This is a genomic window from Catenovulum agarivorans DS-2, assembly GCF_000568405.1.
GTDB lineage: Bacteria > Pseudomonadota > Gammaproteobacteria > Enterobacterales > Alteromonadaceae > Catenovulum > Catenovulum agarivorans_A.
In genome coordinates, this window is the sequence record NZ_ARZY01000023.1 from 56,764 (window position 1) to 78,067 (window position 21,304).

21 protein-coding genes and 7 tRNA genes are annotated in these 21,304 nt (G+C 38.4%); 18 read left to right on the forward strand and 10 right to left on the reverse strand.

The features are described from left to right. The first annotated feature begins 22 nt into the window (after positions 1–22). On the forward strand, positions 23–1,882 hold the full coding sequence (gene asnB / locus DS2_RS12425; protein ID WP_035015134.1) for an asparagine synthase (glutamine-hydrolyzing): 1,860 nt from the start codon (positions 23–25) through the stop codon (positions 1,880–1,882). Then, positions 1,879–2,397, forward strand: coding sequence for a hypothetical protein (locus DS2_RS12430; RefSeq protein WP_035015135.1), 519 nt, complete (start codon positions 1,879–1,881; stop codon positions 2,395–2,397). Before asnB ends, DS2_RS12430 begins: the two co-directional genes overlap by 4 nt. 21 nt (positions 2,398–2,418) lie before the next feature. Here DS2_RS12430 and DS2_RS12435 read toward each other — a convergent pair whose 3' ends face one another. From DS2_RS12435 to DS2_RS12465, 7 genes are read right to left on the reverse strand one after another with little or no spacing between them, the layout of a single operon-like run. Further along, positions 2,419–3,180: an NTP transferase domain-containing protein gene (locus DS2_RS12435; protein ID WP_035015136.1), complete on the reverse strand. Its 762-nt coding sequence runs from the start codon at positions 3,178–3,180 to the stop codon at positions 2,419–2,421. Then, positions 3,177–3,776 carry a gamma-glutamyl-gamma-aminobutyrate hydrolase family protein gene (locus tag DS2_RS12440; RefSeq protein WP_035015137.1) on the reverse strand — a complete coding sequence of 200 codons (600 nt, stop codon included), beginning with the start codon at positions 3,774–3,776 and terminating at the stop codon, positions 3,177–3,179. Before DS2_RS12440 ends, DS2_RS12435 begins: the two co-directional genes overlap by 4 nt. A 2-nt stretch (positions 3,777–3,778) precedes the next feature. After that, a complete protein-coding gene (locus DS2_RS12445; protein ID WP_051479846.1) occupies positions 3,779–6,130 on the reverse strand; it encodes a PEP/pyruvate-binding domain-containing protein in 2,352 nt (783 codons plus the stop codon). A gap of 12 nt (positions 6,131–6,142) precedes the next feature. After that, positions 6,143–6,892, reverse strand: coding sequence for a class I SAM-dependent methyltransferase (locus DS2_RS12450; protein WP_035015139.1), 750 nt, complete (start codon positions 6,890–6,892; stop codon positions 6,143–6,145). Then, positions 6,882–7,400 (reverse strand): adenylyl-sulfate kinase, encoded by a 519-nt coding sequence (locus DS2_RS12455; RefSeq protein ID WP_035015140.1) that lies wholly within the window; start codon positions 7,398–7,400, stop codon positions 6,882–6,884. Before DS2_RS12455 ends, DS2_RS12450 begins: the two co-directional genes overlap by 11 nt. Further along, a complete protein-coding gene (locus DS2_RS12460) occupies positions 7,400–7,690 on the reverse strand; it encodes a hypothetical protein (protein WP_035015141.1) in 291 nt (96 codons plus the stop codon). Before DS2_RS12460 ends, DS2_RS12455 begins: the two co-directional genes overlap by 1 nt. Next, positions 7,690–8,844 carry a hypothetical protein gene (locus tag DS2_RS12465; RefSeq protein WP_035015142.1) on the reverse strand — a complete coding sequence of 385 codons (1,155 nt, stop codon included), beginning with the start codon at positions 8,842–8,844 and terminating at the stop codon, positions 7,690–7,692. Before DS2_RS12465 ends, DS2_RS12460 begins: the two co-directional genes overlap by 1 nt. 351 nt (positions 8,845–9,195) lie before the next feature. Here DS2_RS12465 and DS2_RS12470 point away from each other — a divergent pair, with 351 nt between their 5' ends. From DS2_RS12470 to DS2_RS12535, 14 genes are all read left to right on the forward strand, one after another. After that, positions 9,196–10,500, forward strand: coding sequence for a nucleotide sugar dehydrogenase (locus tag DS2_RS12470; protein WP_035015143.1), 1,305 nt, complete (start codon positions 9,196–9,198; stop codon positions 10,498–10,500). Positions 10,501–10,517: 17 nt separating this feature from the next. Continuing rightward, the gene (locus tag DS2_RS12475; RefSeq protein WP_035015144.1) at positions 10,518–11,468 is read left to right on the forward strand and encodes a Gfo/Idh/MocA family oxidoreductase; all 951 of its coding nucleotides are present in this window, start codon (positions 10,518–10,520) and stop codon (positions 11,466–11,468) included. Then, on the forward strand, positions 11,468–12,046 hold the full coding sequence (locus tag DS2_RS12480) for an acyltransferase (protein WP_035015145.1): 579 nt from the start codon (positions 11,468–11,470) through the stop codon (positions 12,044–12,046). Before DS2_RS12475 ends, DS2_RS12480 begins: the two co-directional genes overlap by 1 nt. Continuing rightward, positions 12,046–13,155, forward strand: a complete 1,110-nt coding sequence (locus tag DS2_RS12485; RefSeq protein WP_035015146.1) for a DegT/DnrJ/EryC1/StrS family aminotransferase — start codon at positions 12,046–12,048, stop codon at positions 13,153–13,155. Before DS2_RS12480 ends, DS2_RS12485 begins: the two co-directional genes overlap by 1 nt. Positions 13,156–13,266: 111 nt before the next feature. Beyond that, the gene (locus DS2_RS12490) at positions 13,267–14,073 is read left to right on the forward strand and encodes a flagellin (RefSeq protein ID WP_081754265.1); all 807 of its coding nucleotides are present in this window, start codon (positions 13,267–13,269) and stop codon (positions 14,071–14,073) included. Positions 14,074–14,197: 124 nt separating this feature from the next. Further along, positions 14,198–16,036, forward strand: a complete 1,839-nt coding sequence (gene uvrC, locus DS2_RS12495) for an excinuclease ABC subunit UvrC (protein WP_419177446.1) — start codon at positions 14,198–14,200, stop codon at positions 16,034–16,036. A gap of 68 nt (positions 16,037–16,104) precedes the next feature. Further along, positions 16,105–16,653 carry a CDP-diacylglycerol--glycerol-3-phosphate 3-phosphatidyltransferase gene (gene pgsA, locus DS2_RS12500; protein WP_035015149.1) on the forward strand — a complete coding sequence of 183 codons (549 nt, stop codon included), beginning with the start codon at positions 16,105–16,107 and terminating at the stop codon, positions 16,651–16,653. Between the two features lie 137 nt (positions 16,654–16,790). Beyond that, a tRNA-Gly gene (locus tag DS2_RS12505) sits at positions 16,791–16,866 on the forward strand. 7 nt (positions 16,867–16,873) lie between these two features. Continuing rightward, positions 16,874–16,947 (forward strand) — tRNA-Cys (locus tag DS2_RS12510). Between the two features lie 30 nt (positions 16,948–16,977). Next, positions 16,978–17,064, forward strand: a tRNA-Leu gene (locus tag DS2_RS12515). A 24-nt stretch (positions 17,065–17,088) separates the two neighbouring features. Further along, positions 17,089–17,164, forward strand: a tRNA-Gly gene (locus DS2_RS12520). 28 nt (positions 17,165–17,192) lie between these two features. Beyond that, positions 17,193–17,268: transfer RNA gene (locus DS2_RS12525), tRNA-Gly, on the forward strand. A gap of 28 nt (positions 17,269–17,296) precedes the next feature. Beyond that, positions 17,297–17,372, forward strand: a tRNA-Gly gene (locus tag DS2_RS12530). 42 nt (positions 17,373–17,414) lie between these two features. Beyond that, positions 17,415–17,501, forward strand: a tRNA-Leu gene (locus DS2_RS12535). 278 nt (positions 17,502–17,779) lie between these two features. Here the strand turns inward: DS2_RS12535 and DS2_RS12540 are convergent. Next, the gene (locus DS2_RS12540; RefSeq protein ID WP_035015150.1) at positions 17,780–17,989 is read right to left on the reverse strand and encodes a bacterioferritin-associated ferredoxin; all 210 of its coding nucleotides are present in this window, start codon (positions 17,987–17,989) and stop codon (positions 17,780–17,782) included. Positions 17,990–18,184: 195 nt separating this feature from the next. Here DS2_RS12540 and DS2_RS12545 point away from each other — a divergent pair, with 195 nt between their 5' ends. Further along, on the forward strand, positions 18,185–18,790 hold the full coding sequence (locus DS2_RS12545; RefSeq protein ID WP_035015151.1) for a peroxiredoxin: 606 nt from the start codon (positions 18,185–18,187) through the stop codon (positions 18,788–18,790). Between the two features lie 64 nt (positions 18,791–18,854). Here DS2_RS12545 and rnt read toward each other — a convergent pair whose 3' ends face one another. After that, on the reverse strand, positions 18,855–19,496 hold the full coding sequence (gene rnt, locus DS2_RS12550) for a ribonuclease T (protein ID WP_035015152.1): 642 nt from the start codon (positions 19,494–19,496) through the stop codon (positions 18,855–18,857). Between the two features lie 167 nt (positions 19,497–19,663). Between rnt and DS2_RS12555 the strand changes: the two genes are divergently transcribed. Next, on the forward strand, positions 19,664–20,545 hold the full coding sequence (locus DS2_RS12555) for a flagellar protein MotY (RefSeq protein WP_035015153.1): 882 nt from the start codon (positions 19,664–19,666) through the stop codon (positions 20,543–20,545). Between the two features lie 55 nt (positions 20,546–20,600). On the opposite strand, the gene DS2_RS12560 is transcribed toward DS2_RS12555, so the two are convergent. Further along, the gene (locus tag DS2_RS12560; protein WP_035015154.1) at positions 20,601–21,044 is read right to left on the reverse strand and encodes a DUF3010 family protein; all 444 of its coding nucleotides are present in this window, start codon (positions 21,042–21,044) and stop codon (positions 20,601–20,603) included. Positions 21,045–21,304: the final 260 nt, after the last annotated feature.

Below are 21,304 nucleotides of genomic sequence, written 5' to 3' on the forward strand. Positions count from 1 at the left end.
TGGCTTTACCTAGGGGAATAATATGTGCGGTATTAGTGGCATTTTTAGTTTTAGCGGGCAGGTTAATAAAGAGCGCTTAGCTAATTTTAATAACGCGCTTACCCATAGAGGTCCGGATGCTCAAAATGTATATATTTCTACCTCTGGTTTTCTTGGATTGGGACACTGTCGACTTTCGATAGTTGATACTCATGAACATGCAAATCAGCCTTTTTTATCCAACGATAAAAGATATAGTTTGGTTTTTAATGGAGAGATTTATAATTATCTGGAACTTAGAGCAGATTTAGAGAGGCTAGGGCATTATTTCTATACTCAATCAGATACTGAAGTTCTATTGGCTGCTTATATTGAATGGGGTGAAAATTGTCTTCAAAAATTTAATGGAATGTGGGCATTTGCTATTTGGGATGATCTAAAACAAAAATTATTTTTATCTCGCGATAGATTCGGTGTTAAGTCTTTGTATTATAAAGAATACGAAGGCGAAGTCTCATTTGCATCAGAGCAGAAAGCATTTAAGCACTTAGACGGGAGTATCACTTTTGACCTTAATAATGTGAATAATGCTTTGATATTTCCGCAAAGCGTTGAAGCTCATCGAGAAACTATATATTCAAATATAAAAAAACTGTTGCCGGGGGAGTTTGCAGTCGTCGAACAAAACCACCTTAGAATATCTAAATGGTGGGATACATACGAGAGTGTGTTTCAAGTTGAAGAAACAGTGAATGCGGATTTGCTGACAGATTTATTTGAAGATGCCTGCCGTATTAGAACTCGCACAGATGTCAAACTGGCAACCTCTTTGAGTGGTGGGTTAGATTCTTCCGCGGTTACTTCTCAATTAGCTTGTTTTAAGGATGTTAGAGTCGAAAAACAACTTAAGGCATTTATTGGATCATTTCCAGGAACGCAACAAGACGAGTTTAAATGGGGGAAAGCGGTAGTTGATCACCATCAATTACCCTACAACCGAGTTAATATCGAAACTGATAATTTAATCGATATTTTGTTTAAGAGCACGATAGCGCTAGAAGATATGAATTCGTTACCTGCTATTGGACAGTGGCTGATATATGAGTCTATGAATAAAGAAGGATATAAAGTATCGCTTGAAGGCCATGCAGGAGATGAAATATTAGGTGGGTACTACCCATACTTTCAAGCTTATATTTCTGATTTAATCAATGAGCGTTCAGATATTAACGCTTTAGCAAGTGCCATACCTATGATGGGGCAAATTCCAAACTGTAATGCTAAAGTGATTAGAGAAAACTTACTTAAGGTGAGCGAATCATATTTAAGCTCTAATAAAAAGTTAACTAAACGCCAAGCATTATATCGGAGGTACATTTCGAATATTTCGGCCTTACAAACAGAGATAGTAAAAGAGAAAACTTACGATACGTATATGAATAATTCTCAATTATTTCAGAGGTTATTCGAGGATTTCCATTATTTTTCATTGCCAAATATACTCAAAAATTACGACCGGTTATCTATGGCGCACTCTGTCGAGATTCGTTCTCCTTTTTTAGATTATCGTTTTGTGTTGGCTGCTTTTAAAGCTCCTCATCAATTACGTATCGCAAAAGGAAAAACAAAAGTACTTATTCGCGACCATTTTAAATTTATCCCTGAGCCAGTTCGAAACCGAGTTGATAAGTCTGGATTCACGCCTCCTATATTTCATTGGTTAGAGAACGAATTAGGTTATTGGCTTAAAGATTGGATACATCAAAAAGATTTTCTTGAATCTGGCCTTTTTGATGGGCAATTATTGTCACGAGATATACATACTTTTATTAAACAAAAAAATTGGAAAGCGATTGTTTCACTTTGGCCACTCATTAATTTATCTATTTTGGAGTCAGCATGAATTTAATTGCTAAAAGGCTTATTGCGAATATTGAGCGAAATATACAAACTTCACTTGTTTATATATGGGGCGCTGGCGAGTTGGGTCACACAATAGGTGAATGGTTGCTGCAAAACAGACCTGATTGCCAAGTTCTTGGATTTATTGAAACTAGCCCTAAACAAACTAGTATTCAGATAATGCAGTCGCAATTGCCTGTATATTCTTTCGATTCTGCCGGATTGTCAGAAGAACACTACCTTATCATTGCTTCACAGGCGTTTGAGCGTGAGATTATTGCCAACATTTATAAAGTAGCGCCCGAGTTTAAGTCGAAAATTATAAGTTATAGTCAGTATAAATGTTGGTTGAAAAAGCAAATTGAAGATTTAGTCGCTGGAAACGAAATAAAAAAACTTACTGCATTAGTATTTGACTATCCTGAAGATTACCAGTTGTGGCTTGCTATGGCTGAATTAGAAACGGATGAAAGTATTAGAAACGATTATTTAATCTGTGCGCAGGCTTTATCCTAATCGTAATTTCATGCGGCATAGCTAAGCTAAGCAAGCTGACAAGCTAGCCATTGCATGGTTATCTTCTAAATCTTCACAAGTATCAATCTCAACCCAACCCCGTTCGATGAAAACGGGTCTAACTTCAAACCGATCGTTTATTAATAATTGAATAAAGCTTGTCATATACATATTATCAAAATCCTTACCATCGTATGTTTGCTCTCTACTAAGGTTTTGATAAAAATCCAAAATTTTCGGGATGATATGTTGGCTTAACTTGATTAGGCCAATATATTGTGCCTGAATATTTTCGTAACAATTCGTTTTTTTGCCCAATTCAGCTATAGAACCATTCGGTGCCAGTATAAAGCTTTCTGCATCTTCTAAGGGATTTTCCATTCTTCGTTGCCAGTAAGGAAGCCAGCCTTTATCAGCCACCAGGCTAATCGGAGAATTGTCACTGATTAAAGTTTTTACTGTATCTTGTTGATACACAATATCGCCGTAGCTAATAATTAAATCGCAGCCTAAGTTCTCTAACAGAGACTGAGCACAAAATAAGCTAGCCACCATATTACTTGTCAAATAATTAGGATTGCGTACGACTTTGCCATACGGATTAAATTGTTCACCTTTATAACCAGTCACTATACTAATGTCGCTTACACCAGCAGCTTTTAAAGCTTCTATTTGATATTCAAGTAAAGGTTTACCAAATAACTCTACCAAAGCCTTGGGTTTATTATCTGTATATGGGCGAAGTCGACTACCTTGGCCTGCTGCTAAGATGATTGCTTTCATTGATTGTACCTTGATTTAAATAACTGAATGTCTATTTCAGAGAAGTTTACGTTACGCTCAGGGTGCCACATTATCCCCTCAATTGGTGCTGAGATATGAGACACAGATTTTATGATGTTATCTAGGCCAATAGCTTTAACTATGAGGTCCTGATTAGTTTGAGTTGTCCCTAATGTATGATAACTGTTTACTTGGACTATTTGGTTATTGAACTTGATACTTTGGGTGGGGGTTACTTGTCCCTGTACTGGGTATAATTGCATACCAAAATACTGCTGAATGGCTTGCATTCCGCGACAAACACCAATGAGCGGTATTTTATAAGTTAATGCTATTGACAGCAGTTTATGTTCAATTTTACTTCTTTCGTCACTCAATTTTGTATCATACTCTCCACCACCGGTCAGTAAAATACCATCAAAGTTTGTATTTTGAATAATTTGTTCTGCTAACATGCTATCGTTAGGTAATAAGCAGGGCGTAAGATTGCATTGGTGTAAAAATTTAAACCAAGTATTATCAATTGAGTCTCTGTATTCACCATAATCTTTAATGTAATCCTGACGCATAGTGACGAGTATCGTTTTTACTGTCATCTTTACTTAAGTATTTTAACCTGTTTATTTAGGCAATTTATCTCTAATAATTCGGCTTGCTTCCATTTTTGGAACAATGTTTCACCAGCACCTATTATTGCAGGTATATTTAACTCGCTGGCTCTGATCGCCATATGTGAATTACAACCACCGAATTGAGTAATTAACCCCGCAATTGAATGTGAAAAAAGCCAGTCGTATCCGGGATCTGCATTTGGAATAAATATGATTTTATTGTCGATATTTTCGTGGCTTGATTCACTCCAAATTTTCGCGCAGGCTGTTTCTTGAGTAATAAAATTTGGCTCTGATGCTGGCATGTCAAAACCTTCTACATCGTTACCACTAATAATGAGTGGGGGAAGGGTTAATGTTTTAGTTAGTTCGAATTTACTTTTTCCAGCTTCAATACTTTTTCGAAGCGTTTGCTCTACGTTTACGCTCGAACATGCCATGTCAAGTAAAGAGTTTATATCCAGATAAGCTGCATCTTCCCTGCTAATTCCGTACTTGGAAGCCAAATCTGCAATATTTTCGAGACTGTCACTCAATGAACGAGTAAAGATGAACTTTGCGTATTCTCGTCCTTCAATTGCTGATTTAATAAAGTGAAATAGTGAGTCTACTGAGTGGCTGATACCATGCTCTTTTATTAACCGATGGCATTTTTGATAAGCTGTTTTACTTAAATTGAAAGTAGGTTTAATTTGCGGTTCAGTTATCGAATCAAAATTAAAATAAGCTTCTGGTGTGTGGTCATATCGATTTGAAGTAATGTCGTATGTGCCTGGGCGTAAATGGCCATACTCAGCAAGAAAGTCTGTTTTGTTTAACCTCGATATATCTTCTTTCATCGTTGAGCTAACGGTGTGCAGGCTGTTCATAAATTGATGATAATCTGCATCGGATATTACGTCAGTATTGATAAGAGATTGCAGCATTTGTACTGCAATAAAACCTGCTCTGGCAAGTCCTGCAAAAGGCAGTGTTCCATAACGTTTACAGTCTTCCAGTAACCAGTAGATTCTTTGAATTGGATCACGGATCTCAGTGCATATTTTGAATTGTCTAGTTTTCAATTTTTCTATTTTATGGACATCTTGGATCCAAAGACCAGTCCTTGCATCAATTATATTATTAGTTAATTGACGAAGTAGTGTTGATATCTCTTTGCATTCTTTCTGAGTAAATCCGGCTTCCATAAGATGTTTAAACTTTGTTTCAAGATCAAACGTATAACATGAAAGAACAATGTTAAACTCAACTTTGTCATGATTTGTTGGGTTATTTTCTAGTTGTTTTAGGTAATAGTTAAGCAGTTTTTCAGCGAGGGCTGGTGGTGTTTCTTTTGGAATAAAAGAATTAAAGCTGACTCTTACATCAATATAAGGCAGGCCCGAAAAATCCACTAGTAGCGGGAAGCTGCGCAAATTGAGGTAGCCGTAGTTATTTCTTTGGTAGGCCCAGATATTGTCTGTTACTAGCTCTTTGTATAAGGTTAATGCAAGCGGCTTAGGTTTGGTACCTATAATCTCAGCTGGGTTCCAGTCTGGCATAACGCCAAATAACGATTTTTCACCATACAAAAAAGGGTGTCTGCTACTCAAGGTATCAATTTTGAGCTTAGTTTCAGCTAAAAGTTGTTTGAACTGAAAAGTGTTCACAGACGTTTTATTGTTAACAACTAATGGTCTGACTTGCAGTAACCAAAGTTTGTCGTTTTGATCTATAGCAAATTCGATATCCAACTTTTCGGAGTTAAATAAGTGTTCCAGTTCTTTCGCTAAGTTAATCAATTTAAGTTGTAATGGGGTTTTGGGCTCCGTTCCTCTGGCAAGATAACTTGTTGTTAAATCATTCGTTGTTCCAGATGTGATGCTGTTACAGCTGCCAGACTTATCATAATTTATTACATAATACGGACTTCCATCCGACTGGTTATATGTAAAGATGACGCCACAGATTTTTACCTTACTAAGCATTGGTTGGATAAGAACTTCTTCTTTGTGGCTTGTATCAGTGGCTGGGTAACTGGCAAATACTTGGTTTATTGCCTCTGCCAATTTGGCATCGCTTTTGATATTGTCGATAGTCAAGTACTTGCCTGCAGCTGACGAATTATGTGTATCTTCCTGACTACAACTGCTACGAACAATTAGAGGTGCATGACTAATTAAAAATTGCTTTAGCCGATTTGAATTATTACATGACTGTTTTATCATGTAGATGGGCAGAACTTCTGCATTTTCAAGCAAACCAGCAAGGCTTTGCAAAGTTCTTCCTTTGCTTAAAAATGGCAAACAGCTTACTGATACAGTGTCCAAATTTTCAATTTTATTGCTGGTCTGCTTCATCTAGCTACTCTCTTATTTTAATTGTGCCGCCCAAATCCTAGTTGTATAGGGTACTTCTATCGTTTCGTTAGAAATATTAGTAAGCATTAGAGATATATCTTTAATAATATTGGGGAAGCTTTCCTTGGCTTGGCGCTCTAAAGTTGCATGAGAACGCCAGGCTTCTATAACGTCATCTTTATGCTGCTGATGTACAATATTCCCAGTTAAAAAATGTACTGGGTTAAACAAATTACTTCTATCAATCTCATCCGTTTGATCTTCGCGTCGAGTACCGTAACCATATTTAGGAATATACTTTTTTATAATACTTTCTATTTCTGCTTGTATAGGATCATTTAAATCTCTATGGTTCCACATAGCTGCAAACCAGCCATTGTTAACGAGGATACGTTTGCTTTCCAATAGTGCTGCTTGTCTATCACATACATTGAAAGAAGAGCCGAATGTCACAAGTGAAAAGGTATCTGAATTTTGTTTAGTATTTTCACCAATACCTTCAAACCATTCTACGTTGGGGTATGCTTTCGTACGTTGTATCCCCTCACCACGCATATCATCATTTGGCTCAACAGCTGTGACATTTAGTCCTTGATCTGCAAGTTTAAGCGTTAAATGAGCAACACCTGCACCTACGTCACAAACTTTTTCGTTTGGTTTTACACCGGTCAGCTCAAATAATTTGTGTAAAGCTTCATCTGCATAGTCAGGTCTTTTTAGGTAAGCTTTTGCCATACCTGTATAATTCCAATCAGTTTTCATTTTTTGTTCTCAAATTTAAAGGCTGTATTAGTTTATCGACGAAAAACTCTACAGGTTTAGTGTTGTCGTTTAAAAAACAATAATCAGGCGAGCTGGGAAGCTCTATCTCTTGCGACTGTCCTGGCAATTGCTGATCTTGATTGCTATATAAACCTTTTTGATTTCGTATATTAAGAATATTGTTTGGCACATCTACAAATACTTCGATATATTGGGGAATATTTAGACGATTCCATTTCCGAACTTCATCAAACATTGAAACAGTTGCGCAGATTACAAAATGTCCTTGCAGAGAAAGCGTTTGGCAGAGTCTTGCATAAGTTTTTGCCAGTTTGAGTCTATCAGCTTTTGAGTAGTGTGAATTTGTTTTTCCTAATATATATCTTAGTTCATCTCCATCTAAGTATATGGCGTTGATACCCAACTGCTTTAGCCTATTTTGAAATGCTTTGGCTAGTGTAGTTTTACCGGCACCGGGCAAGCCTGTTATCCAAAAACACCTATTCATTATAGGCTCACTATAGCTGTAAAAACTTTAATTTTATTTTGTGTAATACCCATAGTTAAGAGTTGGTTGTGCAAATCGATATGATGTCTAGATGTAATAGTAAAAAAGTCATAATTTTCCATATCTTTTTCAGTCATGTCTTTTAATTTTCGAACGGGTATTTTTTGATACTCAGAAATATTCGGTGCGTTATCTAAAATAACTTTGACCTGATTTAATTCCACCTCAGGATGCATGTCAAAATACAAATCCAAATATGTACCGCAGCCAATTAATGCAATGTTCGTCATTAGATTACCTCAATATTGGTCGTGTATGCACTATCACCGTAGGCTAATAAAAATTGTAAATCACGGTGGCGTATTATCGGTGTTTGATTTTTGTATGCATTGAGCGCCTGATCATAGGTTGAAACGTGAGGTAAATATTCGGTCAATAAATAATGATTTTTTGATAGCTCAGCATGGTTTGGGATGTATTCAAAATTTTTTAAATAGTCCCAACTTTGAAATTTATCTATCATCATTGAACCCAAAATATTGGCATCTAGTTCTGGTATGAAGTCGTCAATTTTCATATTTTCATTTATATATTCCGGCATAAATGAACTTTTAGTTTCTTTGCCCTGAAAATTAGTCCATTTAACTCCACTAATTGTACTATCCAAAACGCTTTCAGAGTAATCAAGGCATAATCTTTGGCATACAGCCTGAAGTGTCAACTCAGGAGCCTTATGCAATGATTCTAGCTTAATACCAAAATGGTGAATATTTTCCCCTGGTATTCGGTTACCGCAATAAAGCTGGAGTCTTAAAAAGGCTGTTAGCGAGTGCGGTGTTATTGTGGCAAGTTTTGCGGCTTGTGCTTTTAGCTTGAAACTAAAACTTGAGTTTAGCCCCACTAGTGGTGAACGAAGCATTGTAGGCAAATAAATTTTATCAAAACGTTTTGCAAACCAATTAATTAAAATATAGTCATTGGTATGAAATTGAAAAAATATAGTTTTATGTGTATTGATTGAAACTTTATTTGGGTTACTAAGAACAGAATCATATGCGTAACACATTGACTTGAAAAGGAGTAATAAATAATCGCCGCTTGATTCGCTTTCCAGTAGCTTATATATCTCTAAGAAATGCCTTTTATATTCAGTGTAATCGAAACTTTTGGGCATGTTAAAGTTGCATAGTTCTAATAGTCGAGCAGGCGCGCTTTTTTGTTCCAGTTCTGCGCCTAGCATGGCACCATTGTGGAATCTATCCAGTGCCTCAAACGCTTTTTCAGCTGAGCTAATATTTAATTTTTTCCTAATTATTTGCCCCAATAACGCTGATGTATAGATGGGGGGAAAACAAATAAGTTGTGGATGACTATCGAATAGACTTTGAAAAAAGTACGAACCTGCACGGCCAGCTGTAAGGGCTAGAATTATTGAATCTTTCATTTTTTCTACTTAATAACAGGTTTATGATTTTTATAATTAATTATCATGTTATCGGTCGGTCACTGATTTTTCTTTAGAGTAAAAAGTAGTTTTGCGCTAGATCAGAAAAACTGATTTAAATTTTAGGAGTCTTAATTTTAATCCAATCATGTTTGATTAGTTTAACTTAGGTACCATTTGTGTATTAATTTACATGCCATAGGCTAGCAACTTTATGTATAAATTGATATTTTTGTCAATCTGATTTTGAAATTGTCGAACAATGAAATTTTTTTATTTGGTATTTAAGTTTGTTTCACGCGCACCGATAATATAAATAGATTACATGTTTGGTCTGGACAAGAGGTTAAAGTGCTCGCTCCTATTAAAGATTTATACACATACAATGATGCTAAAATAGCGATTGTGGGATTGGGGTACGTAGGTTTGCCTTTGTCACTACGTTTTACTAGTGTAGGGTTTAAAGTCATTGGCTTTGACATTAACCAGCAAGTGGTAAATGATCTGAATCAATCTAAAACTCATATCGAACATATTTCCAATGAGCTGATAGAATCTGCAAATCAAAATGGTTTTGTTGCGACAACCAATTTTGCACTAGTTCAAGAATGTGACGCCGTTATTTTGTGTGTCCCCACACCCTTGAATAAATATCGAGAGCCAGACTTAAGTTTTATTTTGACGACTATGGCTCAAATTTTACCTTACTTAAGGGAAGGCCAGGTTATCTCGTTAGAAAGTACAACTTATCCGGGGACAACTGAAGAAAAATTAAAACCTCTGATTGAGCAACAGGGGTTGATCGTTGGTGAGCATGTATTTCTTGTTTATTCACCAGAGCGAGAAGATCCCGGTAATCCAAATTATTGTACCCAGACTATACCCAAAGTCGTCGGCGGGACTACCCCTAATTGTTTAGAGGCAGGGATTGCTTTGTACGAGAAAGTGATTGATAAAATAGTTCCTGTGTCTAGTACTCAAGCTGCAGAAATGACTAAACTGTTAGAAAACATCCATAGAGCCGTCAACATTGGGCTTGTCAATGAGATGAAGATTGTTGCAGACAAGATGGGGATCAATATTCATGAGGTCATTGACGCTGCAGCCACTAAACCCTTCGGGTTTACCGCTTATTATCCAGGGCCTGGAATTGGTGGGCATTGCATACCAATAGACCCGTTTTATTTAACTTGGAAGGCAAGAGAGTACGGTGTACATACCCGTTTTATAGAGTTAGCTGGTGAGGTTAATTCTTCAATGCCTTTGTGGGTTGTTGATAAAGTGGCTGACGCGCTAAACAATCACAAGAAAGCAATTAACGGTAGTAGAATTTTAATTCTTGGTATGGCTTACAAAAAAAATGTCGATGATATGCGCGAATCACCGTCTTTAGAGTTGTTACATCAACTGCTGCACAAAGGTGCGTATGTTGAATATTCTGATCCTCATGTAAAATGCTTGCCTAAAATGCGAAAGTATAATTTTGAGTTGTGCAGCGTAGAGTTAACTGCTTCGAGCCTGAGCTTGTACGACGCTGTAGTATTAGCTACGGCTCATGATGCATTCGACTTTGATTTGATAGAGCGTGCAAGCAACATAATTATAGATACGCGTGGTTACTATAAACATAATTCTTCGAAAATTATTAAAGCCTAAGATAAAGAAAATATAGCATGAAAAACTTCGCATTAATTGGTGCCTCTGGTTATATTGCACCTCGCCACATGAAGGCGATTAAAGATACAGGTAATCAACTTGATGTTTGTTACGACAAAAATGACTCAGTAGGTATTATCGATAGTATTTCGCCAACTAGTGAATTTTTTACAGAGTTTGAACGTTTTTATAATTATGCCCATCAACTCAAACGCAGCCCTTCTAGCAAACTTGATTATGTTTCTGTTTGTTCACCTAATTATTTACATCATGCGCATATCGCAGCTGGATTACGCTTAGGTTGTGACGTTATTTGCGAAAAGCCATTAGTACCATCAATTGAACTTTTAGATGACTTAAAGTTAATTGAAGAGGAAACTGGCCATAGAGTATTTAACATTCTGCAGTTGAGACATCACCAAGCGATACTTGATCTTAAAGAAGAAGTGCAGACCAAGGCTCGACAAGGGAAATATCAAGTTGAATTAACCTATATTACTTCTCGCGGGAAGTGGTATATGGAAAGTTGGAAAGGTGACCCTAGAAAGTCTTTTGGTATTGCAACCAATATAGGTGTACATTTTTTTGATATGTTGCACTTTATGTTTGGCAAGTTAGTTCGTAACGAACTTTATTATTATGATGACAAAAAGGCATGTGGTTATCTCGAATATGAAAATGCTACCGTCCCTTGGTTTTTGTCTATAGATTCAAATGATTTACCAGCATCAGTTGCCGGTAAACAAACAACTTATCGTTCGATAATTGTGGATGGTAAAGAAATTGAATTCTCGCAGGGGTTTACCGACCTTCATACTATTAGCTACCAAGAAATTTTAGCTGGGAGAGGTTATGGTATTGAAGATGCGCGTCACTGTGTTGAAACTGTTTCTGAAATACAACAAGGCCGATTGCTGCAACCAACAGATTCTACACTCCATCCTTTTTTCAATAAGTTGATTGACTAATGAGTGCAGTTATTCATGAATCAGCTATCGTTGATACGGGCGCTGAATTGGGTGACGGTACTCGGGTCTGGCATTTTGTTCATGTATGTGCAGGCGCACAAGTTGGGAACAATTGCTCGTTAGGACAAAATGTCTTTGTTGGCAATAAAGTTGTAATTGGTAACAACTGTAAAATTCAGAACAATGTTTCAGTTTACGATAACGTCTATTTAGAGGATGACGTATTCTGTGGGCCTAGCATGGTTTTTACCAACGTATACAACCCAAGAAGCGCGATTGAGAGAAAAGCAGAGTATCGCGATACCCGAGTCAAACAAGGTGCTACACTCGGAGCTAATTGTACCATTGTGTGTGGTGTTACTATTGGTAAGTATGCATTTGTTGGCGCTGGTGCTGTTATCAACAAAGATGTACCAGACTATGCATTAATGGTTGGTGTGCCAGCCAAACAAGTTGGGTGGATGAGCGAATTCGGTGAAAAATTGCCATTACCTTTGAGTGGTGATGAACAAGCCAGATGTGAACACACGGGAACTGTTTATCAGTTACAAGGACACGAATTGAAGGTAATTAGTTAGTGGATTTTATTGATCTAGCGGCGCAATACCGTGCCCTTAAACAACCTATCGACAAACGAATCGAGCATGTTTTAACAACTGGCCAATACATCCTCGGCTACGAAGTGGCAGATTTTGAAGCTCAACTAGCAGATTATGTTGGTGTAAAAAGTTGCGTTTCTTGTGCTAATGGTACTGACGCCTTGCAATTAGCTTTGATGGCGTTAGGCATTAAAAGTGACCATGCTGTATTTGTGCCTACTTTTACCTTTTTTGCTTCAGCTGAAGTTATTTCTTTAGTTGGCGCAACGCCTGTTTTCGTTGATGTGTGCCCAGATACATTTAACGTTTGCTCCGATAGTCTGCAAGCTGCAATTGAAGCTGTTCACGAAGAAGGCAAATTAGTCCCAAAAGCAGTCATTGCTGTAGATTTATTTGGTTTACCTGCCAACTATCCAAAGCTACAAAAAATTTGTGAGCAGCATAATTTGCACTTAATAGAAGATTCAGCGCAAGGCATGGGGGGCGAAATTAATTCGAAAAAGGCTGGTTCTTTTGGGGATATTTCGACAACAAGCTTTTTTCCTGCTAAACCTCTAGGCTGTTATGGAGATGGCGGGGCAGTTTTTAGCAAAGATTCTTCAACTGCTGAGTTACTTCGTTCTCTGAGACTTCATGGTAAAGGCAAAGATAAATACGATAACGTTAGAATTGGATTAAATAGCCGGTTGGATACTTTACAAGCGGCAATTTTATTGGAAAAGCTGGCCGTGTTCTCGCTAGAGCGACAGCGCCGAGAACAAATAGCGCGTGTATATACAGCTGAACTCTCTGAAGTAGTTGATACGCCGTATATTCCAGCAGGGTATACTAGTGGTTGGGCGCAATATACGGTTAAAGTTGAACATAGGGAAAAGTTGCAGGCGCATTTAAAAGCCTCAGGTGTACCTTCAATGGTTTATTATCAAACTTGCATGCACCAACAAACAGCCTTTGCTCAAACTAATAATTATGTTGAATTTAGTTCGGCTGAAAAATTAACTGGGCTGGTACTTAGTTTGCCTATGTCGCCTTATTTAACTGAACAAGATCAGCAAAAAGTCATATATGCTATAAAAAGTTTCTATTGAGAAGGGGAATTTACGCACAGCATAATTGTTAAACACTTGCCCTTCCCACCAATATGCTATACTGTACAAATATTATCCACTTGATGTTTAAGTTGTACAAAGGATACGGTCATGGCAATTAATAATGTTTCTTCGGGTTCAAACAGTTTCTTTTTGGATCAAATCCAGCGTAAGCAAGATGATAATTTAGAGAAACTAGCCTCGGGTAAAAAAGTAAATAAAGCGGCTGATGCAGCTGCGGCTCAACAGATTATTGAGCGTTTATCTTCTGAATCAAATGCTTATCAGCAGTCTATTCGTAATGCTTACGATGGTATTTCGTTATCTCAAGTTGCAGATGGTGCTTTGCAAGGTATTAACGATGATGCGCAGCGCATTCGTGAGTTAACTCAGCAAGCCGGTAGTGGTATTTTAACTGATGCTGATCGTCAAGCGATTCAATCGGAAATATCAGGTTTGCAGCAAAACATTCAAGATACCATTAACAATACTGAATTTAATGGTCAGTCGTTGTTTACCCAAGATAGTGAGTTTTCATTTCAAGTCGGCTCGGGTGCGGGTCAATCGCGTTCGGTTAACACTAGTGATTTATCTTCTGACTTAAATGCTGTATTTAATATTGATGTAACCGTTGCTGGTGGTGTCGATTCAGCGTTGCAAACACTGGATGATGCAATTAGCACTATTGGTGAGCAGCGTGGTGATTTAGGCGCTACGCAAAATGCATTTCAATCGTCTATCAATAATTTATCGACGACAAATGAAAACGTGCAAGCTGCTCGCAGCCGTTTGCAAGATACTGATTTTGCCCAAGCTACTGCTGATAAAGCTGCGAATGACATTTTATCGCAAAGCACCAGTGCAGTTGCGGTGCAAGCTCGTCAGAGTGAGCAGTCAGTTTTAAGCCTGTTAAGTTAGTTTTTTAGCGACTACTGGCTACTACTGATAGTCTAAAGTTTTTGTTAAGATGGCGGTGTACTTAAATTGAGTACACCGCCATTTTTGTTTGTATTTAGAGTCTAGGTTTTTATTAGTCGTAACTATTTGCATGACTTCTTTATTTGATTCCGCCGCATTTTTAAAAAATTTAACTAATCAGCCTGGGGTTTATCGTATGTATAACGATAACCAGCAGGTTATTTATGTTGGTAAAGCTAAAGATTTAAAAAAACGCGTTAGTTCGTATTTTCGTGCTAATCAAACTAGCCAAAAAACCATAGCTTTGGTTAGGCAAATTGCTAATATTGAAGTCACAGTCACACATACTGAAACTGAAGCGCTGATTTTAGAAAATAATCTAATTAAGCAGTATTTGCCCAAATACAATATTTTATTGCGTGATGACAAAAGTTATCCGTATATCTTTTTATCTGGGCATAAACATCCACGCTTGGCTTTTCATCGTGGGCCTAAAAAAGAAAAGGGCCAATATTTTGGGCCTTATCCATCAGGTGGGGCAGTGCGTGAGAGTTTGCGCATTATGCAAAAAGTTTTTCCGGTGCGCCAATGTGAAGATACTTATTACCAGGCGCGCAGTCGTCCCTGTTTACAGCATCAGTTAAAGCGGTGTTTAGCACCTTGTGTTGAAGGTTATGTTGATGACATTGACTACACCCAGCAAGTTAATTTGGTTAAGTTATTTCTGCAGGGGCGTAATCAAGAGGTAGTTACTCAGTTGGTCGAAAAAATGGATGCTGCCAGCCAAAATTTGGCTTTTGAACAAGCGGCTATGTATCGTGACCAATTAACCGCGCTTAAAAAGGTTAGAGAAACTCAATCTGTTAGTGGTGACCATGATTCATTAGATATTTTAGGTTTTGCTAGTCAACATGGGGCTGTATGTATTCACTTACTGGTTGTGCGCGACGGCAAAGTACTTGGCAGTAAAAGTTATTATCCTAAAACGCCAAAAAATTCTGAAAATGAAGAGATTTTAACCTCGTTTGTCGCTCAGTATTATTTAAATCAAACATCTGAACGAACGCCAGCTAAAGAGTTGTTGATCCCATTTAAGTTAACTGAGCAAGTGGGTTTGCAACAAGCTATTGAGCAGTTGCATGAAACTAAAGTTGAATTAAAAGTACCGACGCGCGGTGAACGTTTACGTTATTTAAAGCTCGCGCAAACCAATGCTGAAAATGCAGTAGCAACTAAGTTGAGTGAGTCTTTATCTATGCAGCGCCGGTTTGAAGCTTTGGATATGTTATTGGAATTGCCTGAGCCAATTCAGCGTATGGAATGTTTTGATATAAGCCATACTATGGGGCAACAAACGGTTGCATCCTGCGTGGTGTTTAATCGCAGTGGACCAATGAAAACCGATTATCGCAAATACAACATCACGGGTATTACCCCTGGGGATGATTATGCAGCTATGGCACAGGTATTGTCGCGTAGGTACAAATCGCCTCAGCCCGAAGATAAAATTCCGGATATTATTTTTATCGACGGTGGTAAAGGTCAACTTGCACAAGCCGAAAATTATTTCGTCGATTGGCCACAAAAAATGCCTTTGTTAATTGGTGTGGCTAAAGGCACAAGCAGAAAACCCGGCTTAGAAACATTAATTTTGGCTGGTAGTCATCAAATACTGAATGTTGAATCACATTCACCTGCGCTGCATTTAATTCAGCATATTCGTGATGAATCGCACAGGTTTGCGATTACTGGTCATAGAGCTAGACGACAGAAAGTTAAAACAACGTCTTCTTTGGAAGGAATTGTCGGTGTAGGGCCGAAAAAACGCCAGAATTTACTTAAATATCTGGGTGGTATGCAAGAGGTTAAAAATGCCAGTATTGATGATATCGCTAAAGTACCGGGGTTTAGCTTGCAGTTGGCTGAAACGGTTTTTTACCATTTGCATGAGAAAAGCGACTAACAAAAGCCTACAATTAATGCGACAATAACTAAAACGTTTAAAAATTAACTAGCGTGAAGTATTAACGAATGTGGAACATACCCAATATTCTGACTGTTTTTAGAATAGTTTTAATTCCTTTTTTTGTATTGTGTTTTTATTTACCTGTGGCTTGGGGTCATTTAATGGCTGCGTTTTTATTTGCTGTTGCAGGATTCACAGATTGGTTGGATGGATATTTAGCTAGGCGTTGGCAACAAAGTACGCCTTTTGGTGCTTTTTTAGATCCAGTAGCAGACAAGTTAATGGTTGCCACCGCGTTAGGCTTAATTGTAGAGCATTACAGCGTGTTTTGGATAACTTTACCTGCCGTAGTAATGGTTGGTCGAGAAATCTTGATATCGGCGCTTAGAGAGTGGATGGCGGAAGTGGGCAAACGAGCGCACGTGCAAGTGTCTAATATAGGCAAATTTAAAACTTTTGCGCAAATGGCGGCAATTGTTGGTTTATTAATTTTTCAAACTGGTTCTTTGTTTTACGTTTCTGTGGCGCTTTTATATATTGCGGTCATTCTCACTTTTTGGTCGATGATGGTGTATTTACGGGCTGCTTGGCCAAGTTTAACGCAAATTCATTAAAAAACGGCCACATTCGCTTGTTTATTGAGCGGTTAGAAAAAAGATTTAAATAAACAGTTGACTCGTTCCTAATACTTTGTAAAATGCGCCTCGTTTTCGGGAGTTATGAAAGAAACATGACATAACTTCGATGAGATGCGGCTGTAGCTCAGTTGGTAGAGCACAACCTTGCCAAGGTTGGGGTCACGAGTTCGAGTCTCGTTAGCCGCTCCAAATATGCGGCGGGTTGGCAGAGTGGCCATGCAGCGGATTGCAAATCCGTCTACCTCGGTTCGACTCCGGGACCCGCCTCCATTAAACGAAAACATGTTAAATAAAGTGTCTGCCCGGGTGGTGGAATTGGTAGACACAAGGGATTTAAAATCCCTCGCTGGTAACAGCGTGCCGGTTCAAGTCCGGCCCCGGGCACCAATTTTATTTGCACTTATTATGAGTGCGGCTGTAGCTCAGTTGGTAGAGCACAACCTTGCCAAGGTTGGGGTCACGAGTTCGAGTCTCGTTAGCCGCTCCAAATTGTTAGTTTTACATTGTTTTATTATGCGGCTGTAGCTCAGTTGGTAGAGCACAACCTTGCCAAGGTTGGGGTCACGAGTTCGAGTCTCGTTAGCCGCTCCAAATTGTTAGTTTTACATTGTTTTATTATGCGGCTGTAGCTCAGTTGGTAGAGCACAACCTTGCCAAGGTTGGGGTCACGAGTTCGAGTCTCGTTAGCCGCTCCAAAATCTTGATTATATAAGCTTAGGCTTATGTAATTCGTGTCTGCCCGGGTGGTGGAATTGGTAGACACAAGGGATTTAAAATCCCTCGCTGGTAACAGCGTGCCGGTTCAAGTCCGGCCCCGGGCACCATTCTTCATGAGAATGATTTATTTTTTCTCAAATTTTACCCTTGAGCCTAGCTAATGTCCTAGCTGGTGAACTCTATCTACTTCTTCACACTTCACTCTATTCAAAAATCTGAATTCTAGATCACAAGTTAGCCATGAATTTTTTATTGATATGACCTATTTATGGTTATTCTCGAGTGACTTTTATGGTGGTGCAAGCTTTGTTCTGGAAAGTCGCTTGTTGTTTGCTGGATCAGCGGTTGTGCTGTTGGTGTGTAAGTGGTTAGATTGCAGCAGGTGTTAAGCAAATGCTGCAATTAATAAATCGTTATCTTCAATTTTATGTTTTGGTTGTGCTTCGCGTAGGATGTTAATTGCTTGTTTGCGGCACTTGCCACAGTCGTTAGCAATGCTCATTTGTTTACGCAATTCAACTAGACTACTACATCCTTGCTCTGCTGCAGCAATAATGTCTTTATCAGTAATACCGTTACATAAACAAACGTACATATTAAAAGCCTCTGTTAAAATACAATTGCATTATAAATGAGAAATATTCGTATTAGCAACTATGTTTTTAGATCTTTTACAAAAAAATAGTTGAGTGCTGCCCTTGGTTTTTACATATTCGCCTATATACTCTTTGCCAGTAATTGAATAATTTATATTATTCACACGTTCACAATAATATATATGGAGAATGTTATGTCTGTATTAGTTGGCCGTCCGGCTCCTGATTTCACAGCTGCTGCAGTTCTAGGTAATGGCGAGATCGTTGATAGCTTTACATTAAGCGAAGCAATCAAAGGTAAAAAAGCAGTTATCTTTTTCTATCCTTTAGACTTCACTTTCGTATGTCCTTCAGAGTTAATCGCTTTCGATAAGCGTTTTGCTGAATTCCAAAAACGTGGTGTTGAAGTTATCGGTGTTTCTATCGATTCTCAATTCTCTCACAACGCATGGCGTAACACTCCAGTTAACGAAGGTGGTATTGGTGAAGTTCAATACACTTTAGTTGCTGACGTTAAACATGAAATCTGTCAAGCATACGACGTTGAGCACCCAGAAGCTGGTGTTGCTTTCCGTGGTTCTTTCTTAATTGATGAAGAAGGTAACGTACGTCACCAGGTAGTTAACGACTTACCATTAGGTCGTAACGTAGACGAAATGTTGCGTATGGTTGATGCTTTAGCATTCCACCAAGAGCACGGTGAAGTTTGTCCTGCTGGCTGGCAAGACGGTGACAAAGGTATGGACGCGAGCCCTTCAGGTGTTGCTTCTTACCTTTCTGAGAACGCTGACAAGCTATAATCGAATTTCCATAATTTGATTTATCAAAAGCCGGTTTATGCCGGCTTTTTGCATTTTAGGGGCTCTACTTGTCTGCTGCAGCTTCTTCTGGCTCTTGCCAACCACCTAAACTTTTCCACTTATTTACCATATAACAAAAAAGCTCAGCGGTTTTTTGAGTATCGTATAAAGCTGAATGCGCTTCTTTATTATCAAACTCAATTCCAGCCGCTTTGCAGGCTTTGACCAACACAGTTTGGCCTAACGTTAAACCGGCTAAGCTTGTCGTATCAAATGACACAAAAGGGTGTAGTGGGCTGCGTTTTATATTCGCACGTGCGATAGCCGCATTAACAAATCCCATATCAAATGCTGAATTGTGCGCCACCATAACGGAGCGCTGGCAACTATAATGCTTTTGGCGTTTACGAATTTGTTTAAAAATTTCTTGTAACGCTGTGCGCTCGTCGACTGCAGCTCGTAATGGGTTACTTGGGTCTATCCCGTTAAATTCAAGCGCAGATTGTTCCAACACTGAGCCTTCAAATGGCTCTATATTAAATTGAATGGTTTCGCCGCAATAAAGTTCGCCATCGTCTGACATCTCAGTTAAAGTGGCTGCAATTTCTAACAAAGCATTTTTTTGTGGATCAAAACCCGCTGTTTCAACATCAATTACAACTGGGTAGTATCCTCGAAATCTATTTTTAAGCTGTGGTTGTGGCATAAAATGAATACAGGTGCCAATATAAAAAAATTGTCGGCCATTATGCCAGATTTAGCCGCTTTGCTCACCCGTTGAATAAAGTAATTTGGTCTAAAAATTGCTAATTCCTTGGCAATAGCGAATGTATATCTGATTTAGTCAAAGTTTTGTCGGTGGAGAAAGGTTAAATGATAGGTCGAATAGCTCAATTAGCCACAATGTTAAGCCTAGGTTATATAGGGCAGGTTATGGCCGACGTGCGGCATTATCAAGCCTCTCTTGACGACTCCAAATGGGTTAATCAGCAAAATGCACGATTAAGCTGCCGTTTAGAGCACTCTATCCCGCGTTATGGCAAAGTTGTTTTTTCTAGTGTGGCAAGTCGAGCGACAAATATGACTGTTAACTTAGACATGTTAAGAACGCCTCATGGTTACGACATCGCCAAAGTTCTATCTGTACCGCCATCACATAGACCAGGGACACCAAGTCGTGAAATTATTGATATGCAGTTGTTGCAGCAATTTGATGGTGAGCTTATCGACAAGCCAGCATGGACCATGTTGTCTGAATTAGAAAAAGGCATGTCACCAACCTTCTATTATAAAGATTGGTACAGCGACTTCGACCACATAACGGTTGGTATTAATGCCGCTAACTTTCATCAGGCATACGAAAGTTTTTTAACCTGTGTGGATAATTTATTGCCGTTTAACTTTGATGACATTAGTTTGACTGTTCTCACTTATCAAAGTAACAAGGCTGAGCTTACTAAAAATTCGAAAAAACGTTTGGCTATGATTGCTGAATATTTGAAGCAGGATGCAGAGTTAGATTTGGTCTTGTTAGATGGCTTTAGTGACAGCTATGGTGGTCGTTGGCACAATGAACAACTGGCTAAACAAAGGGCTGAAAATATCCGTAGCTTTTTCACTGACGCAGGTGTAGATGCGAGTCGTATTGAAGTTGATAGTTATGGTGAACGTCGCCACATAGCAACAAATCAAAATGTGTTAGGCAGAGCTAAAAACCGCCGCGTAGTTATTCGTATGGAGCGAGCGGTGCAGTAAGTTCAATCGTCCTTTTTAACAAGCATTAACCTTAAGTTAATGCTTGTTGGACGAGTTAAGCCTCTATATTGAAGTGTTTTTTCATTGAAAAACTATAAGCTGTGACAAAAGCACTTTGTTGGAAACCTTTTAACCCAGTATCTTTAAAGTCAACAGGTATAGGGTTACGTTTTATAACGGCTTTTTCGGTCTGTGGGCTTTGTAATTCAACATTAATATCCTCTAATAATTGAATGGCTGCCTCTAACTTAAAACCCAATGCGCTACCGGCAAATTTACCTTTCATTGGTCTTTCTTTGATCACAACATGTTCTACTTTGTAGTCGTGCATTAGTTTGCCAAATGCAAACTGGAAATCAGCTAGACCTTGTGCAGAACTGGCGTCGGTTAAAATCACTTTTTGTGTACGACAGCTCGGTAAATCAAAAACATCACCGTCCATATTTAACAAACAAATAATTGCTTCGTTTGATTTAATTTCTACACCACAAACTTTCACTTAGGTACTCCAACACTTGTAAATACACACAAAATACAACTCACTAAACGCTTGTCAATCGAGGTGCGGCTTTGAAGGCTTAATGGATTAAGTCAAGCTATTGCCAAATTCAACTCGAAAGATTAACCGGGCCCTAGTTTACTGTAATTTTGTCCCTATATATACGGTCTAACCATCAACAAGAGCAAACTTAAATCATTTTTGTTGTAAAGCAGCAAAATTATTGGGTTTATCCCGCTTTTCGGGTATTTTGTTTACCA